The organism is Microvirga mediterraneensis, assembly GCF_013520865.1.
Lineage (GTDB): Bacteria > Pseudomonadota > Alphaproteobacteria > Rhizobiales > Beijerinckiaceae > Microvirga > Microvirga mediterraneensis.
Genome location: NZ_JACDXJ010000001.1, coordinates 4,524,092 through 4,540,590, shown reverse-complemented (window position 1 = coordinate 4,540,590; position 16,499 = coordinate 4,524,092). Strand labels below are relative to the sequence as shown.

The following is a 16,499-nucleotide window of genomic DNA, read 5'->3' as shown; positions in this document are numbered from 1 at the left end:
GGCGCAGCGAACGCCAGAGACGCCGCAGCGTCAAGCCTTCACGTCGGCGATGTCCCGCACAATCGCCTCGGCGACGGCGCGCGGGTCGGCAGCCTTCACGATGGGCCGGGCCACCACGAGGTGGTCGGCGCCGAGTCGGATGCCTTGCGCCGGTGTCACGACGCGCTTCTGGTCGCCCGCATCCGCTCCGGCAGGCCGGATGCCCGGTGTGACGATGAGCCGGTCGGGGCCGACGATGGCGCGGACGCGTTCCGCTTCCGTGGCCGCGCAGACGATCCCGTCGATGCCGAGGTCGCGCGCCTGTCCGGCGCGGCGGGCGACGAGTTCCGCCGCCGTCACGGGGGCGTAGCCCGCCTCGACCAAGTCGTTGTTGTCGTAGGAGGTGAGCACGGTCACGGCGAGGATCTTCAGGGACGATCCCGCCTTCCCGGCCACCGCCGCGCGCATGGTCTGCGGATAGGCGTGGACGGTCAGGAACGTGGCGCCGAGGCGGGCGACCGAGCGCACGCCTTCCTCCACGGTGTTGCCGATGTCGTGGAGCTTCAGGTCGAGAAAGACCTTCTTGCCCTGGCCGATCAGCTCGCGGGCGAACTCGAAGCCGCCCGCATAGGCGAGCTGGTAGCCGATCTTGTAGAAGGTACCCGCATCCCCGATCCGCGCGACGATGGCGCGGGCCTCCTCGACGGAGGGAACGTCGAGGCCGATGATGAGCTTGTCGCGAATGTCTCCTGCGGGAATGGGATTCGGCGGAAGAGACATCGCGGCGCTCATGGATGGTTGACCTTGTTGTAGACCCAGACGCGGGCCGGGGGCAGGTTGCGCCAGATCCGGTTGGAGGCTCTGGCCTTGTAGGATTGCGAGCGTGCCGGAATCGGGGGCACCACCGCGTAGGTGAACTGGATGAAGGGCGCGTTCGGGTGCATCAGCGCCTGGGCGGCTTCCAGAAGCTCCAGGCGCTGGTCCATGGGCTTGGTGAAGAGCGGCAGGCTGGAGACGGTGGCGGCCGCCGGCTCCTTCAGGATGCCGGAGAGCGTTTCCTTGAGGTCGTAGGCATCGCCCTGGATGATTGTCGCCTTCGGGAAGCGGCGCTTCAGGAGCTGGCAGAATTCGGGGTTGAACTCGATCAGGACAAGCCGCTCCTGCGCCACGCCGCGCCGGATCAGGGCATCGGTTACCGGACCCGTGCCGGGGCCGAGCTCGACGACCGGGCCGGGAATGCGCGGATCCACATAGGACGCCATGGTCCGGGCCAGGATCTTGCCGGAAGGGGTCACGGCCCCGATGACGAGGGGCCGCTCGAGCCAGGAGCGCAGGAACCGGGCCTCATCCTGGAAGCGATCCTTCTTGAAGGGGATCTTCCGGGTCGTTGGCCGTTGAAACGACTGATGCACTGAGAAGACCCCTTGCGCGGCGGATCACGTTCGCTGTTTAGAACCCAATGAAAACGACCGTCAAGTTAAGTTGATCCGCCGAGCCCGTCGATAAACTCCCGGAAGCGGGAGAAAAAGCCCGAACTTTCCGGGTGGTTTTCCTTGGAGCATTCCTGGTCGAACTCCATCAGGAGCTCGCGCTGGCGCTTGGTCAGCTTCTGCGGAGTTTCCACAACAACCTGGATGTAGAGGTCGCCCACGTCCCGCGAGCGCAGCACCGGCATGCCCTTGCCCCTCAGGCGGAACTGCTTGCCGGTCTGGGTGCCTTCGGGAACCTTCACGAGCGCATCGGTGCCGCTCAGCGTCGGAACGCTGAACTCGCCCCCGAGCGCCGCCGTCACCATGGAGATCGGCACCCGGCAGAACAGGTCCGCCCCGTCGCGCTGGTAGAACGGATGGGGTTTCAGGGACAGGAAGATGTAGAGATCGCCCGCCGGCCCGCCGCGCAGGCCGGCCTCGCCTTCGCCCGCCAGGCGGATGCGCGTGCCGTCCTCGACGCCCGCCGGGATGTTGACCGAGAGCGTGCGCTCCCGGGTGACCCGGCCCGCGCCGCCGCACTGGCCGCAGGGATCGTCGATGACCTCGCCGCGCCCGTGGCAGTTGGGGCAGGTGCGCTCGATGGAGAAGAAGCCCTGCGTCGCCCGCACCCGGCCCGCGCCGCCGCAGGTGGGGCAGGTCTTGGGCTTGGAGCCCGGCTTCGCGCCCGAGCCCGAGCAGGCCTCGCAGGTGATGGAGGTCGGGATCTTCAGCTCGGCGGTCTTGCCGTTGAAGGCCTCGTCGAGGGAGATTTCGAGGTTGTAGCGCATGTCGGCGCCGCGCTCGCGTCCGCCGGTGCTCCGGCCCCGCCCGCCGCCGCGTCCGGTCTCGCCGAAGAAATTCTCGAAGATGTCCGACATGAAGTCGGAGAAGTCGCCGCCGAATCCCGGCCCGCCGGCACCGGCGCCGCCATTGGCGAAGGCCGCATGGCCGTAGCGGTCGTAGGCCGCGCGCTTCTGCCCGTCGGACAGGGTCTGGTAGGCCTCGTTGATTTCCTTGAACTTGATCTCGGCCTCGTGGTCCCCCGGGTTGCGGTCCGGGTGGTACTGCATTGCGAGCTTGCGGAAGGCGGATTTCATTTCCGCTTCGCTGGCGGTCTTCGCGACGCCGAGAACCTCGTAATAATCGCGCTTGGACATGTCAGGCGCCCCTCGGAGCGTCGATGTGCTCCATCATTGTGCCGGACCCTTTCGCGCGCGCTGCACAGGAAAAGGCTCTGGAAGCCTTTTCCAGAACATCGCGGGAAGCGGTCTGTTGATCGGTCATGGGTGTGTTTAAGCTCGTTTCATGAAAACGGCACCCGGTCACGAAACCGGGTGCCGAATTCGTCAGAAGGTGCGCATCGAATTAGGCGCGCTTCTTCTTGTCGCCCTCGTCGACTTCCTGGAAGTCGGCGTCGATGACGTCGTCCTTCTTCGGCTCCTCGGCCGAGGCCTGCTCGCCGCCTTCGCCGGCATTCGCCTGGGCGGCATACATGGCTTCGCCGAGCTTCATGGAAGCCTGCATCAGGTCCGTGGTGCGGGCCTTGATCACCTCGGCGTCCTCACCGGCCAGGGCCTGGCGGAGCGCGTCGATGGCGGTCGTGATGCCCTGCTTGTCGGACTCGGAGACCTTGTCGCCGTATTCCGTCAGGGACTTCTCGGTGGCGTGGATCAGGCTCTCGCCCTGGTTCTTCGCCTCGACGACCTCGCGGCGCTTCTTGTCTTCCTCGGCATGAGCCTCGGCGTCCTTCACCATCTTCTCGATGTCGGAATCGGACAGGCCGCCCGAAGCCTGGATGCGGATCTGGTGCTCCTTGCCGGTCGCCTTGTCCTTCGCCGTGACGTTCACGATGCCGTTCGCGTCGATGTCGAAGGTCACCTCGATCTGCGGCACGCCGCGCGGCGCGGGTGGAATGCCCACGAGGTCGAACTGGCCGAGCAGCTTGTTGTCCGCCGCCATCTCGCGCTCGCCCTGGAAGACCCGGATGGTGACCGCGTTCTGGTTGTCTTCCGCGGTCGAGAACACCTGGCTCTTCTTGGTCGGGATCGTCGTGTTGCGGTCGATCAGGCGGGTGAACACGCCGCCGAGCGTCTCGATGCCGAGCGACAGCGGGGTCACGTCGAGGAGCAGCACGTCCTTCACGTCGCCCTGGAGCACGCCGGCCTGGATCGCCGCGCCGATGGCCACGACCTCGTCCGGGTTCACGCCCTTGTGGGGCTCCTTGCCGAAGAACTGCTTCACGACTTCCTGGATCTTCGGCATGCGGGTCATGCCGCCGACCAGAACCACCTCGTCGATGTCACCGGCGGAGATGCCGGCGTCCTTCAGGGCTTTGCGGCAGGGCTCGATGGTCTTCTGCACGAGGTCGTCCACGAGCTGCTCGAACTTGGCGCGCGAGAGCTTGAGGGCGAGGTGCTTCGGACCGGAGGCGTCTGCCGTGATGTAGGGCAGGTTGATCTCGGTCTGCTGGGCCGAGGAGAGCTCGATCTTGGCCTTCTCGGCGGCTTCCTTCAGGCGCTGCAGGGCGAGCTTGTCCTTGGTCAGGTCAATGCCCTGCTCCTTCTTGAACTCGGCCGCGAGATACTCGACGAGGCGCATGTCGAAGTCTTCACCGCCGAGGAAGGTGTCGCCGTTGGTGGACTTCACCTCGAACACGCCGTCGCCGATCTCCAGGACCGACACGTCGAAGGTGCCGCCGCCAAGGTCGTAGACCGCGATCATGCCGGTCTGCTTCTTGTCCAGGCCGTAGGCCAGGGCTGCAGCGGTCGGCTCGTTGATGATGCGCAGCACCTCGAGGCCGGCGATCTTGCCGGCGTCCTTGGTGGCCTGACGCTGGGCGTCGTTGAAATAGGCCGGGACCGTGATGACGGCCTGGGTGACCGGCTGCCCGAGATACGACTCGGCCGTCTCCTTCATCTTCTGAAGGGTGAAGGCGGAGATCTGCGAGGGCGAATACTGCTTGCCGTCGGCCTCGACCCAGGCGTCGCCGTTGGGTCCCCGGATGATGTGGTACGGAACGAGGCCCATGTCCTTCTTGGTCATGGGATCGTCGAAGGTGCGGCCGATCAGGCGCTTGATGGCGAAGAAGGTGCGCGACGGGTTCGTGACCGCCTGGCGCTTGGCCGGCTGGCCGACGAGGCGCTCGCCTTCGTCCGTGAAGGCCACGATGGACGGGGTCGTCCGGGCGCCTTCCGCGTTTTCAATGACTTTGGGCGTCGTGCCTTCCATGACAGCGACGCAGGAGTTGGTGGTGCCGAGGTCGATACCGATGACCTTACCCATGGCGGGATCCCTCACTTTCAAGCAGACCGCCGAGCCCTGAAAGCAGCTCGGCCCATGGCTTACATGTTGATGACTGTCAGCCGGGACCGGCTCAGACCGAGCCGTGCCCCTTGCTGGCGCTGATATAAGAAGGGGCATTCGGGGCTGCAAGACAATCCTGAAGGTGAGATTGCCTCAATTCGTCTGATCCTGCGTCTGTTGCATGTCTGCAAGGGAGGGGCGACGAGGCTCAAAACCAAGCCTTTCCGGGGATTTTGTGGCAGGGCGCCCGGCTATCCCCGTTGCTCGTCCTGCGGTAGAATCAGGGTTCGTGGCGTTCCCCGGCGCTCTCAAGAGCGCTGCCGACCTGCTCCTTATGGAAGCGGCCAATGGCCCAGATTGTCGTCGTCCTGATCGCCATGGGGCTGGCTAGTCCGGCCCGAGCCCACGACATCTATTCCCATCTGCTGGATTCCTGGGGCAACAGCTGCTGCAGCGAGCAGGATTGCCGCCCGGCGCCTTACCGGATCACCCCGACCGGCGTGCAGATGCTCGTCGACGGGGAATGGGTCGAGGTGCCGGGTTACACGATCCAGTACCGGAGCCTGCTCGGAGATGCCGGACAGACGGGCGGAGGGCACTGGTGCGGCCGCGCTTACCAGAGGGTCGACAACAGCGTGTTCCACGTGACGCAATGCGCGGTGCTGCCGCCGAGCACGGCGGCGCTGCCGAGCCCACCTGACCGGAGCGACCGATAGGCCGCCGGTGGCTCGGGCCGCCTTTCGAGCCTCAGGCCGCTTTCCCACCCAGGGACTGACCCGCCTCCCACCCCAGGATCGCCTGTTTCCGCGTAAGCCCCCAATGGTAGCCGGTCAGGGCTCCGGAGCGGCCGAGCACCCGGTGGCAGGGGACCACGAAGGAGACCGGGTTCTTGCCCACGGCTGCGCCGACGGCCCGGCAGGCGGACGGCTTGCCGATATGGCGGGCGATGTCGGAATAGGTGGTGGCCTTGTCGCGGGGGATGCGCAGCAGGGTCTGCCAGACCCGGACCTCGAAATCCGTCCCTATGAGGACCACCCGCAGGGGCTGCTCCGCCTGCCATTGCGACGGGTTGAAGAGGCGCCGCGCCGGCGGGGGGGTGGCGGCCTCGTCCTCGATGTAGGTCGCCCTGGGCCAGCGCCGGGTCAGGTCCGAGAGGGCCGCCTGCCGATCGTCGTCATCCACGAAGCCGAGGCCCGCGAGGCCCCGGTCGGTGGCGATCAGCACCGCCTCGCCGAAGGGGGAGGGGTGGAAGCCGTAGCGCATGGTGAGGCCCAGCCCGCCCGTCCTGTAATCCCCGGGGGTCATGGCCTCGTGGGTCACGAAGAGGTCGTGCAGCCGGGCCGGGCCCGAAAGGCCGACCTCGTAGGTGGCGTCGAGCACGCTCGCGGAATCGGAGAGCAGCGCCTTGGCGTTGTCGAGGGTCAGGGCCTGCAGGAAGGCCTTCGGGCTCAGTCCCGCCCAGCGCCGGAAGAGGTGGTGCACATGGGTGGTGGACAGGCCCACATGGTCGGCGATCGCCTCCAGGGAGGGCTGATCGCGCCAGCGCTCGGAGATATAGGCGATGATCCGGCGCACCCGCTCGTAATCCGAATGCGGCTCGTCGGGCACCGTGATCGCGCCCGGTTCGATGGTGATGTCGCGTAGCGTATCCAGCATGGCTTTCATCCTGATTGACACTCATCCTAGCGAGCCGGGGAGGAGGGCGACACCCGATTTCTGTGACGCCAGGCACAGGTCTCAGGGAAGCCTCGAGGGAGGTGATTGAAAGCGCCGGGATGACACCCTCCACGTCGTGGCCGGGCTTGTCCCGGCCATCCCGCTTCGGTGAGGTGTCATCGCTGTCATTCCCGGCCGGACATGGCGAAGCCATCGGACGGGAAGGGAATCCACGATCAGGCGCAACGCCATGGATCCCCTTCCCTCGCCTTCGGCTCGCCGGGGATGACACTCACCCCGTCACGGCCGCCCGTGTTGCGGCCCCCACGTCTTGAAGCGGGTTGAAGACGTGGGCGGCCGGGCCAAGCCCGGTCATGACGCGAGGAGGGATCGTCGGGCGGATGGCATGTTCTCACTTTGTTCTTGACAGGGCGGACAAGCTCGGCTATATCGTTCGCATTCCCGCCCGCCGAGGGGCGCGCTCGCGAGGCGTTAGCCAGTGCGGGGCGGGAGGCGGTCCCGCCGCAGGTCTCGCACGCCTGTGGTCGCGGGAGGTCGACCTTGGGCGCTCCCCAGCTGGTCCACCTGAAAAGAACCGCGTGCGAGGCGCCGTCCGGCTCTTCCACTCTCACTCTCACAGCGAGCCGGGCGATGCACCGCACCCTCCCTCGACTGACCTTCAGGCTCGCAGCGCACGCTGCGGGCCCAAAGGGGCTGGCTTCTTGGTTTCGAATGGAAAACACATTCCCGCCGTGCGTGAGGAGTACCATGTTGAGATCGAGGCTCATTCCGCCTTGACCTGAGGCGCGTGATCCACCATGAGGGTTTGCAAGGTTTTTGACCGACCCTGGCCTTGCGCCGGGGTTTTTTTATGTGAGGCTTGAACGATGGCGAACGTAGTTGTCGTGGGCGCCCAGTGGGGCGACGAAGGCAAGGGAAAGATCGTCGATTGGTTGTCCGAACAGGCGGACGTGGTCGTGCGGTTCCAGGGCGGGCACAATGCCGGCCATACCCTCGTGATCGGCGACAAGGTCTATAAGCTGTCGCTGCTCCCCTCCGGCGTCGTGCGTCCGGGCAAGCTCTCCGTCATCGGCAACGGCGTCGTGCTCGATCCGCATGCGCTCGCCGGCGAAGTGGAGCGTCTGAAGGAGCAGGGTGTCTCGATCTCCCGCGACAACCTGCGCGTGGCCGAGAACGCCACGCTGATTCTTTCCATCCACCGCGAGCTCGATGCGCTGCGCGAAAGCGGCAGCGCCGGCACGAAGATCGGCACCACCAAGCGCGGCATCGGTCCGGCCTACGAAGACAAGGTCGGCCGCCGCGCCATCCGCCTCATGGATCTCGCCGATCTCTCGGCCCTGCGCGACAAGATCGAGCGGCTGCTCACCCATCACAACGCGCTCCGCCGCGGCTTCGGCCTCGATGAGTTCGGCGCGGATGCGATCTACGAGGAGCTCGCCTCCATCGCCCCGAAGGTGCTGCCCTACATGGATGCCGTGTGGCGCCTGCTCGACGACGAGCGCCGGGCCGGCAAGCGCATCCTGTTCGAGGGCGCGCAGGGCGCGCTGCTCGACGTTGACCACGGCACCTATCCCTTCGTCACCTCCTCCAACACGGTGGCCGGACAGGCGGCGACCGGCTCGGGCCTGGGCCCGGGCGGCGTCGGCTACGTGCTCGGCATCGCCAAGGCCTACACGACCCGCGTCGGCGAGGGGCCGTTCCCGACCGAGCTGTTCGACGAGACCGGTGAGCTGATTGGCCAGAAGGGCAAGGAATTCGGCGTGGTGACGGGCCGCAAGCGCCGCTGCGGCTGGTTCGACGCCACGCTCGTGCGCCAGACCGTGCGCACCTCCGGCATCGACGGCATCGCGCTCACCAAGCTCGACATCCTCGACGGCTTCGAGACCATCAAGATCGGCACCGGCTACAAGCTCGACGGCGAAACGATCGACTATTTTCCGGCCAGCCAGGGCGCCCAGGCGCGCGTCGAGCCGATCTACGAGGAGATCGAGGGCTGGAGCGGCTCGACCGCGGGAGCACGCTCCTGGGCCGACCTGCCGGCGCAGGCCATCAAGTATGTCCGCCGGATCGAGGAACTGATCGGGGCGCCCGTCGCCGTGCTCTCCACCTCGCCGGAGCGTGACGACACAATCCTCATGAAGAACCCCTTTGAGGGTTGACGGCGGAGCCACGGCGGGTCATTCCCAGAGAGAAATGGCAGATTATTACCCTCTCATCGCACGAGCCGTCGAAGGCTTGCCCGAGCAGAATCCCGACAAGCGGCGCGCTGTCTATGAGCGCGCCCGCACGGCTCTGATCGCACAGCTGCGCTCTCTCAACCCGCCGTTGAGCGAGGCGGAAATCCAGCAGGAGAGCCGTTCCCTCGACGACGCCATTACCCGCGTCGAGGCGGATTACAGCGCGCCGCCGGCCGGGTTCGATGCCGACGCCTTCTCGCACATGCTGGCGGACGATCAGCCGGCTCCTGCGGCGTCCCGAGGTTCCGTCCATGGCCTGCGGGCGCCCGCTCCTCAGCCTGCCGCAGAGGAAGAAGCCGAAGAGACCTATGCCGAGCCCGCGGTGGCACGTCCCAAGGTCGACAGCCGTCCGCATCCGGCCATGCAGAGCAAGGGACGGACGCGGACCATCATCTTCGGATCGGTGCTGGCGCTCGTGATCGCGGCGATCGCGGCCTTCGCGTTCCTGTGGCGCGACAAACCGGAAAACCTCGCTCCCGAAGCACCCGTTGCGGAGGCGCCGCAGCAGCCGGCGCCGCCGGCCGATGCCAAGATCAACGAGCGTGTCGGCGGCCAGGCTCCTCCTGCGACCGCTCCCGCCACGGCGCCCCGCCAGGAAGCGGGCGCGGTGCAGCGCGCGGTCTTCTACGAGGAGGACCCGACCAACCCACAGACACCCAAGGCGCTGGTCGGACGCGTCACCTGGCGCCTGGAGGACGTGAATCCCGGGCAGGGGCAGGCGCTCGAGAAAGCGGTCAGCGCCCTGATCGAGGTGCCCGACGCCGGTCTGACCATGCGCATGGTGCTGAGGCGCAACCTCGACACGACCTTGCCCGCCTCGCACACGGTCGAACTCACCTTCACCACGCGCCAGGGCGATGCGAACCGCGTCATCCGGGACGTGGGATTGCTGCAGTTCAAGGATGAGGAAGCCGCTCGCGGAACGCCCGTGGCCGGATTGCCGGTTCCCGTGCGCGAAAACCTCTTCCTGATCGGCCTCTCGAACCTTCAGGTCGATATCGCGCGCAACACCCAGCTGTTCGTGCGCCGCAACTGGATCGACCTGCCGGTCCGCATGGCATCCGGCCAACGCGCCATCCTGAGCTTCGAGAAGGGCGGGTCCGGCACCCAGATCCTCAACGACGCCTTCAATCAGTGGCAGTAGGGCGGACCCACCCTCGACAACAAAAAAGCCGCGCATGCAGCGCGGCTTTTTTCATGGTCTCGAAGCCGGCCGAGCTTAAGCCTCGGCCGACGAGGTCTCGATCTGGGTCAGGTTCTTCTTGACCGCTTCCTGGACTTTCTCGAACGCCCGGACCTCGATCTGACGGACCCGTTCGCGGGACACGCCGAACTCGGTGGAGAGTTCCTCGAGGGTAATCGGGTCGTCCGACAGGCGGCGCGCCTCGAAGATGCGGCGCTCGCGCGGATTGAGCACGGACAGCGCGGAGCGGAGCGCGCTCAGGCGGTTCTGGCCTTCTTCCTCCTCGACCAGCCCCTGCTCCTGGCTCTGGCCGCTGTCGACCAGCCAATCCTGCCACTCGCCGCCGCCTTCGCCTTCATCGCGCAAGGGCGCGTTGAGGGACGCATCGCCGCCGAGACGGCGGTTCATGTCCACCACGTCCTGTTCGGTCACTCCGAGCTGCGTGGCGATCTGCTTCACGTGCTCGGGGCGAAGATCGCCTTCCTCGAACGCGGAGATGCGGCCCTTCGCCTTGCGCAGGTTGAAGAACAGTTTCTTCTGGTTCGCCGTGGTGCCCATCTTCACGAGCGACCAGGACCGCAGGATGTACTCTTGAATGGCCGCTTTGATCCACCACATGGCATATGTGGCGAGGCGGAAGCCCTTGTCGGGCTCGAAGCGCTTGACGGCCTGCATGAGGCCGACATTGCCTTCCGATACGACCTCGCCGATCGGCAGACCGTAGCCGCGATAGCCCATGGCGATCTTGGCGACGAGGCGCAGATGTGATGTCACGAGCTTATGGGCCGCTTCGCGATCTCCATGCTCGCGCCAACGTTTGGCGAGCATGTATTCCTCATGCGGCTCAAGCATGGGGAAGCGACGGATCTCGTCGAGATAGCGCGAAAGGCCCCCTTCATTGGCAAGCACCGGAAGCGCTGTAGCCATCTTTTCTCCTCCTTTGGCTCCCTCACCACGAGGCAAGCCTGGGGCGGCCCCCTCCATGGCTGGCCACCCTGCTCCCTATATAATCGGTTCAACCGTGTCCGAATAGAGGCGTCAGGCTTCAAGACGTGGTGAACGCTCCAGACTCGCAAGGGTGCCCGCGGAACCTGATTTTGCGACCGATTGACGCTAAATCTCTGTTCGCAAAGCCTGGAGAAGCCTGGCCATGTCCGCGGGCAGGGGGCTCTCGAAGCGCAGGAATTCCCCGCTGCGCGGATGCTCGAAGCCGAGGATCGCAGCGTGCAGAGCCTGCCGGCCGAGGGCGCCCAGCGCCTCCTTCTGCGGCTCCGAAAGGCGGTTCGCCTTGGTCTTGAAGCCCGACCCGTAGGTCGCGTCGCCCAGGAGCGGATGGCCGAGATGGGCCATGTGAACCCGGATCTGATGGGTGCGTCCCGTCTCCAGCTCGCACCGGACCAGGCTCGCGATCGGTTGTCCTGGGGGCAGGCCTTCCAGAACTTCGTAATGGGTGATGGCGTAGCGGCCGCGATCCTCGCCCACCACGACGATCTTTTCCCGATTGTGGGTGCTGCGGGCGAGCGCCGCCTCGACGGTTCCCCGCCGCCGCTCGGGAATACCCCAGAGGATCGCCAGATAGGCGCGCTCCAGAGGGCCCGTTCGGCCATGGTCGGCGAATTGCGCGGCGAGCGCCTGATGGGCGAGGTCGTTCTTGGCGACGACCAGGAGCCCGGACGTATCCTTGTCGAGGCGATGGACGATGCCGGGCCGCTTCACGCCGCCGATCCCCGACAGGCTTTCCCCGCAATGGGCGATAAGGGCGTTCACCAGCGTGCCGGAATCGTGACCCGCCGCCGGATGAACCACGAGGCCTGCCGGTTTGTCGATGACGATGACATCGTCGTCTTCGTAGACGATGGCGAGGTCGATCGCCTCGCCGACCGGCTCGGCCGGAACGGGGGGGGGCACGGTCAGGGCGATCCGGGCGCCACCGCCGACCTTTCGGTTCGGGTCGAGGACCGGCACGCCGTCGACGGCAGCCTGCCCATCACGAATGAGTGCCTGCAGGCGGCTTCGCGACAGGTCGGCATGAAGGCGCGTTAATACCCGGTCCAGCCGTTCGGCCGGTACATCGTCTTCCAAGAGCCATTCCTGGCGCGTCGCGTCGTTCACCGCATCCTCATTTTACCTGGGCCGTCCGCTTTTTTCAGCAAAAGGACTTGAAGGCCTTTCGAAGGGTGGTTATACGAACGGCCTCCACCTTGCTAGCTCCCTTCGTCTAGCGGTCTAGGACGTCGCCCTCTCACGGCGAAAACAGGGGTTCGAGTCCCCTAGGGAGCGCCAAAGGTTTAGGGTTCTGGCCCTTTCTTTGCCTACAGGACTTGCCTACAGACTCGCTCCGGGCGATTCTTGTGGCATGTCCAAACGCTCCTCCCGTTCCTTCGATCCCCACGACCTTCAGTATCTCCAACGCATCGGCTCCCGCTGGTACGCTCGGGTTCCCGTGCCTAACCGGCTGCGCCCCCGCTTGGGTCCGTACCTTCGTCGAACCCTTGAGACCTCCGACCTGCGGGAGGCTCAGCGGCGTCGTTGGGATGTCGTGACTTGGGCTCGGGGTCGCTTCCAAGAGGAGGCTCCCGCTCCTGAGGCTTCGGGGTATGCGGCCTTCCTGTCCCGGCTTAAGGTTGCGGGGCCGGCCGAGGACGTGAATGTCCTGACTGGCGAGCCCATGACCAACCCGGCGGTTGACGCACTGATCGACCAAGTCGAGGCCTACCGGGGACCGGACAAGGACGAGCGGGTCGAGGCGCTTCAAGACTTCATCGCGGGTCGTGAGCCCGTCTCCGCGATCTTGGCCTCCTACCTTGAGGCGAACCCCAAGCGTTCCCCTACGACTGCCGCGAACTACCGCAAGGCTGTGGACCTTTGGATTGAGAAGCATGGGGATCGGCCTCTCCGGGGCGTTACTCGGCGCAAGGCCCTTGAGTGGCTGGAGGAGGTTGGCAAGGGCAAGGCTCGGGATACCGTTCAAAGATACGCCACGGTGCTTTCCCATCTGGTCGATTGGGACTGCCGCATGGATGAGAAGCCCCCGCTCAACCCCTTCAAGGATCTCGTCAAGGGACTTGGGAAGAAGCACAGCGGCGGGCGGGAGACCTACCATCCCTTCACTAGCGGTGAACTCAAGGCCGTCTTCAAGGCTCTCGACGGGCGGGACGACCTCAAAGCTGCCGCGATGGTCTCGCTGTTCTCAGGCCTTCGTCTCTCGGAAGTCTTCCAGGTGGTCCGCATGGACATCGATGGGGTCGACTGCTACGTCCTACCCGATGGGCAGGGTAAGACCGACAACGCCGCCCGTGTGATCCCTGTGCATCCCCGGCTTGCTGACGTGGTGATACCCAATGGTCTCAAGGCGTCTGCCGCCTCGGTGGCCTTCGGTCGAAAGCTCGATCACCTGAAACTCGGCGACGGCAAGGTGTTTCACTCCCTGAGGAAGAACTTCGCGGGGGCTCTGGAACGCATGGGCTGTCCTGAGCTTACGGCTGTCCGCCTCCTGGGACACTCCCCGATCTCCATAAGCTACCGCGTCTATTCCAAGCATAGGGACGCGGCGGCTCTCCGCGAGTGGGTCGAGCGGGTTCACTTCAAGTTAGACTGAAGGTGGGCCGGGGGTATCGAGGTATGGCCTCCCACCTCAAAGACTCAGACAAGGAAATAATCTCGCGAGCGAGGGGGCAGGGGCCGCCAAGACCTCCTGCTCCTCGGTGTGCTGGCGTTAGAATGCGAAGGCTGCGGCGAGGTCGCGAGACACACGCTGCTCCTCCTCCGTGAGCCTCTTCTCTGCGGCTTGGATGTGGACCAGCCACGGTTTGTAGGCTTCGACCATGATCCGCCCGATCACCTCCGTGGTCTTGCGACTGAGGGGGCGGAACCAGCCAACCGTCTTGTCCTTGCGCTGATCGTAGGTCGTGCCCCGCGCAATCCCTGACGGCAATCTAAACTGCCTCACGGTCTGTCCTATGAACCCTTGATCGGAGACGAACCTCCTCGGCTGCTGATCCCGCAGCAGGAACATGGCGGCAATCGTGGTCGCGGTCTCGATACTGTCCACACTCTTGGTCACCTTCTCGATCTGATCACAAGCGGTGACGAGATGACGGTTCATGGCGTGGCCTCGGTGGAACCTAGCGAGTTCCGCTTGGGCGTGCTCGGCGAGGCGTCGGGTGATCTCATTGAGACTCGACACGATTAGTTCCTGCTTTCCCGTGGCCATGACCTTCCGAACCCTAGCCTCATAGGCGCGAAGCTCGGGGCGGGTGACGAGGGTTTGTTGCGGGTCGCCGTGCACTCGGGCTTGGGAGTGATGCTTCGTGCAGAGGGGCGATACGCTAGAGCGGGTCGGGTTGGTGCATCCTGGAATGGAGCATTGGCTGAACCCCCGGCGGATGGGCGTTGTGTTTGGCATAGTTGGTGCTGTCTTTCGATGGTGCTGCTGACATGAGAAGACCCTGCTCAGGGTGATCCTGGCAGGGCCTTGGTGGGATCTGGGTGAGCGTCTATGGCCTTCAAAGACCACAAGCTCATACGTGGATGGGTGTCGCTGCTTCTATTGCTGCGCGTGTTGCTCGATTGTGCGGTGGTCCTGAAAGGACACCCTTCCCTAGTTCTGTGTCTCGGTCTTAAGGGAGGTGGCCTGTGAGGTGATAGACACAGGAGTGAAGGCAGCAGGCGGAGGCAATGAGGTAGGTGTCTTCCCATCCCTGTTGTTTCTTCAGGGATGACCTGTTTCGCGGTGTATTGTCGTAGAAGCGGTAATTATAACTAAAGCTCATTACACGCCGAGAAAGAACCATAGTTACGCTGCGATAGCTTCCGGCGCGGTCGTTTGGCATGGAGCGCCCGTGTAGAAGTCGAGGGTCTGGGCGACCTCGTCTCGATCCGCAGTGGGGCGGCCCAGATCCTCCAGGTGCTCCTCTACCATCTTCTTAATGTAGAACGCTCGGCGCTTCGCACGGGCCTTCGCATAGCGGGAAACGAGGGGCTGTGTGATTTCCACGAGGGTCGCGATGTGGTCGTGTGTGAGCCTTGAGAAATGGTCAATCAGCCATGAGACTTCCGCCTCGGGCGTGATCGGGTTGCGGCGGGTAGTTCTGAACTTGTCCAGGGCTTCACGCGCTACGGTCATGCAAGTGGTCTTCGAGAGTTCCGCCGCATAATCCTGAACGGTCATGTTCCAAGCCTCTGCGATCTTGGCCTGCCCGAGGGGCGAGATTGCGTCGAAGGGATTGCCTGACTTCGTCTTATCGTGACGCCTGCCAAGCCCGGTCTTCACGGCGTGTTGTGTCAGGCGGTAGCGACCACGCTCCTGCTGCAACAATCCCATGTGATGAAGGATCGCGCGGGTGGTCCGGTTGCCAACCCTGTAAAGCTGCCCGACCTCGGTCACGGTGAGCCAGTTCTCTTCGGTCTCGGTGAGTTCCCCGCTAGTCCGGTCGAAGCGTTCGATGGTGTAGAACATTGGTTGTTCCTGCTGCTGTTCTTGGATGTGCAAAGGCCCCGCTCGGTGGTGTTCCGGCGGGGCCCCATGTGTCGGCCTTTAGTTGTTCACTAGGTGAGCTAGGCGTGAAGTTCGGTGCGGATCAGATCCTCGCGCTTCCCGGTCTGCTTCACTCGCTGCGCCGCCTCCCGGGCTGTGCGATCGGCGATGACGTTTCCCTGATCGTCAGCATGTCCCTTGGTCCACTTGATGCGGACTAGTGGGCGTTGGTCGACCGCTTCCCAAATGAGCTTCCATAGGTCTGTGTTAACGAGGGGCTTTCCTGCTGCGGTCCTCATGCCTCGATCCTGCCAACTCTTGCGTCGTTCGGTGCATCCCTTCACAACATACTCACTATCGGTGCGGATGATTGCGGGCTGGTATTCAGGGACCGCTAGGACGGCTTGGAGGAATGCGTATTGCTCGGCGCGATTGTTCGTCGTGTTCCTGCTTGATCCGTGGAGGGTCCACCGTTCATCGTTGCTCTGCTCGATGTAGACCCCGAAGCCTGCTGGGCCTGGGTTGTTCAGGGCGCTGCCGTCGCACCACACGCGCCATTCTGGTGAGGCGTTCATCGTGCTGCTTCCTTCATGCGGAAAAGCCCTTCAGAAACCTCGCGGTTTGTCCTGAGGGTCCCTGCGGCGATCTCCTCGGCCATTCCTTCGAGCGCAAGAGAAAGGGCGATGCTGGTCGACACCATCACTCCATGCTTCTCCTCGAACGCCTGCCGGATCTTTGCGAGCCTCTGAAGGTCCACTGCGGAAAGCTTGAAATTGTGGCTCGTGAGAGCTTGGTTCCGAACACGATAGAGCGTCGGCTTGGTGCGGTTCTTGATCATCGGGGTTCCTTGTTGTTGGGGTGGGTTGTTCTGTCTGCTCTTACATTTTGAAAGGAAAACCCATGCCTCCGGCGAGTGAGACAAGGGGCCTGAGTTTCAAAACAGAGCAGCTTGATTGGGGGATGCGGTCGCCGCTTGAGGTGGGCAAGGTGGCGCTCTGACGAATGCCACCGTCCTGGCGTTGCTCTGCAATGTGCCGCTGTTGAACGTCACGGAAAGGGGATTTGAGACCGAGCTGCTGCCGAAATTAGAAAAGGCTCCCGAGGGATTTCCTCAAGAACCTCGCTCATGCCGTCCCGGCATCTGTCCTGCGTTGTGAGCCAGTTGAATGTCACAA

At 64.5% G+C, this 16,499-nt stretch carries 15 protein-coding genes and 1 tRNA gene; 5 read left to right on the top strand and 11 right to left on the bottom strand.

Annotation, left to right across the window (positions count from 1 at the left end; genetic code table 11):
• Positions 1–30: 30 nt before the first annotated feature.
• The 4 genes from pyrF to dnaK all read right to left on the bottom strand — a co-directional run bounded on the left by pyrF (position 31) and on the right by dnaK (position 4,730).
• Positions 31–759 (bottom strand): orotidine-5'-phosphate decarboxylase, encoded by a 729-nt coding sequence (gene pyrF / locus H0S73_RS21555; RefSeq protein WP_181054058.1) that lies wholly within the window; start codon positions 757–759, stop codon positions 31–33.
• A gap of 8 nt (positions 760–767) precedes the next feature.
• On the bottom strand, positions 768–1,391 hold the full coding sequence (locus tag H0S73_RS21550) for an rRNA adenine N-6-methyltransferase family protein (RefSeq protein WP_181054057.1): 624 nt from the start codon (positions 1,389–1,391) through the stop codon (positions 768–770).
• A 65-nt stretch (positions 1,392–1,456) separates the two neighbouring features.
• Positions 1,457–2,605, bottom strand: coding sequence for a molecular chaperone DnaJ (dnaJ, locus tag H0S73_RS21545; protein WP_181054056.1), 1,149 nt, complete (start codon positions 2,603–2,605; stop codon positions 1,457–1,459).
• 208 nt (positions 2,606–2,813) lie between these two features.
• A complete protein-coding gene (gene dnaK / locus H0S73_RS21540) occupies positions 2,814–4,730 on the bottom strand; it encodes a molecular chaperone DnaK (protein WP_181054055.1) in 1,917 nt (638 codons plus the stop codon).
• Positions 4,731–5,098: 368 nt separating this feature from the next.
• On the opposite strand from dnaK, the gene H0S73_RS21535 reads away from it, so the two are divergent.
• Positions 5,099–5,467: a hypothetical protein gene (locus tag H0S73_RS21535; RefSeq protein ID WP_181054054.1), complete on the top strand. Its 369-nt coding sequence runs from the start codon at positions 5,099–5,101 to the stop codon at positions 5,465–5,467.
• Positions 5,468–5,498: 31 nt separating this feature from the next.
• Here the strand turns inward: H0S73_RS21535 and H0S73_RS21530 are convergent, their stop codons facing one another.
• Positions 5,499–6,407, bottom strand: a complete 909-nt coding sequence (locus tag H0S73_RS21530; RefSeq protein ID WP_246389141.1) for a bifunctional transcriptional activator/DNA repair enzyme AdaA — start codon at positions 6,405–6,407, stop codon at positions 5,499–5,501.
• Between the two features lie 887 nt (positions 6,408–7,294).
• On the opposite strand from H0S73_RS21530, the gene H0S73_RS21525 reads away from it, so the two are divergent.
• Positions 7,295–8,587 (top strand): adenylosuccinate synthase, encoded by a 1,293-nt coding sequence (locus H0S73_RS21525; RefSeq protein ID WP_181054052.1) that lies wholly within the window; start codon positions 7,295–7,297, stop codon positions 8,585–8,587.
• Between the two features lie 34 nt (positions 8,588–8,621).
• A complete protein-coding gene (locus H0S73_RS21520; protein WP_181054051.1) occupies positions 8,622–9,809 on the top strand; it encodes a histidine kinase in 1,188 nt (395 codons plus the stop codon).
• A gap of 75 nt (positions 9,810–9,884) precedes the next feature.
• On the opposite strand, the gene rpoH is transcribed toward H0S73_RS21520, so the two are convergent.
• Both rpoH and H0S73_RS21510 read right to left on the bottom strand, forming a co-directional pair.
• A complete protein-coding gene (gene rpoH / locus H0S73_RS21515; protein WP_181054050.1) occupies positions 9,885–10,775 on the bottom strand; it encodes an RNA polymerase sigma factor RpoH in 891 nt (296 codons plus the stop codon).
• A 186-nt stretch (positions 10,776–10,961) separates the two neighbouring features.
• Positions 10,962–11,960: an RluA family pseudouridine synthase gene (locus H0S73_RS21510; RefSeq protein WP_181054049.1), complete on the bottom strand. Its 999-nt coding sequence runs from the start codon at positions 11,958–11,960 to the stop codon at positions 10,962–10,964.
• 95 nt (positions 11,961–12,055) lie between these two features.
• Here H0S73_RS21510 and H0S73_RS21505 point away from each other — a divergent pair.
• Positions 12,056–12,131 (top strand) — tRNA-Glu (locus tag H0S73_RS21505).
• A gap of 73 nt (positions 12,132–12,204) precedes the next feature.
• Positions 12,205–13,446 carry a DUF6538 domain-containing protein gene (locus H0S73_RS21500; protein WP_181054048.1) on the top strand — a complete coding sequence of 414 codons (1,242 nt, stop codon included), beginning with the start codon at positions 12,205–12,207 and terminating at the stop codon, positions 13,444–13,446.
• A gap of 117 nt (positions 13,447–13,563) precedes the next feature.
• On the opposite strand, the gene H0S73_RS21495 is transcribed toward H0S73_RS21500, so the two are convergent.
• From H0S73_RS21495 to H0S73_RS21480, 4 genes are all read right to left on the bottom strand, one after another.
• Entirely contained in the window at positions 13,564–14,034 is a 471-nt protein-coding gene (locus H0S73_RS21495; RefSeq protein WP_181054047.1) for a hypothetical protein, read from the bottom strand.
• A 609-nt stretch (positions 14,035–14,643) separates the two neighbouring features.
• The gene (locus H0S73_RS21490; RefSeq protein ID WP_181054046.1) at positions 14,644–15,306 is read right to left on the bottom strand and encodes a hypothetical protein; all 663 of its coding nucleotides are present in this window, start codon (positions 15,304–15,306) and stop codon (positions 14,644–14,646) included.
• A 98-nt stretch (positions 15,307–15,404) separates the two neighbouring features.
• Positions 15,405–15,899, bottom strand: a complete 495-nt coding sequence (locus H0S73_RS21485) for a ribonuclease H family protein (RefSeq protein WP_181054045.1) — start codon at positions 15,897–15,899, stop codon at positions 15,405–15,407.
• Positions 15,896–16,162 carry a hypothetical protein gene (locus tag H0S73_RS21480; RefSeq protein ID WP_181054044.1) on the bottom strand — a complete coding sequence of 89 codons (267 nt, stop codon included), beginning with the start codon at positions 16,160–16,162 and terminating at the stop codon, positions 15,896–15,898. The genes H0S73_RS21485 and H0S73_RS21480 overlap by 4 nt, the downstream gene beginning before the upstream one ends.
• Positions 16,163–16,499 lie beyond the last annotated feature (337 nt).

Bases quoted from the DNA above. Each gene is read 5' to 3' on its own strand.
- pyrF (WP_181054058.1), bottom strand. From the start codon at position 759: ATGTCTCTTCCGCCGAATCCCATTCCCGCAGGAGACATTCGCGACAAG.
- dnaJ (WP_181054056.1), bottom strand. From the start codon at position 2,605: ATGTCCAAGCGCGATTATTACGAGGTTCTCGGCGTCGCGAAGACCGCC.
- dnaK (WP_181054055.1), bottom strand. From the start codon at position 4,730: ATGGGTAAGGTCATCGGTATCGACCTCGGCACCACCAACTCCTGCGTC.
- H0S73_RS21535 (WP_181054054.1), top strand. From the start codon at position 5,099: ATGGCCCAGATTGTCGTCGTCCTGATCGCCATGGGGCTGGCTAGTCCG.
- H0S73_RS21530 (WP_246389141.1), bottom strand. From the start codon at position 6,407: ATGCTGGATACGCTACGCGACATCACCATCGAACCGGGCGCGATCACG.
- H0S73_RS21525 (WP_181054052.1), top strand. From the start codon at position 7,295: ATGGCGAACGTAGTTGTCGTGGGCGCCCAGTGGGGCGACGAAGGCAAG.
- H0S73_RS21520 (WP_181054051.1), top strand. From the start codon at position 8,622: ATGGCAGATTATTACCCTCTCATCGCACGAGCCGTCGAAGGCTTGCCC.
- rpoH (WP_181054050.1), bottom strand. From the start codon at position 10,775: ATGGCTACAGCGCTTCCGGTGCTTGCCAATGAAGGGGGCCTTTCGCGC.
- H0S73_RS21500 (WP_181054048.1), top strand. From the start codon at position 12,205: ATGTCCAAACGCTCCTCCCGTTCCTTCGATCCCCACGACCTTCAGTAT.
- H0S73_RS21490 (WP_181054046.1), bottom strand. From the start codon at position 15,306: ATGTTCTACACCATCGAACGCTTCGACCGGACTAGCGGGGAACTCACC.
- H0S73_RS21485 (WP_181054045.1), bottom strand. From the start codon at position 15,899: ATGAACGCCTCACCAGAATGGCGCGTGTGGTGCGACGGCAGCGCCCTG.
- H0S73_RS21480 (WP_181054044.1), bottom strand. From the start codon at position 16,162: ATGATCAAGAACCGCACCAAGCCGACGCTCTATCGTGTTCGGAACCAA.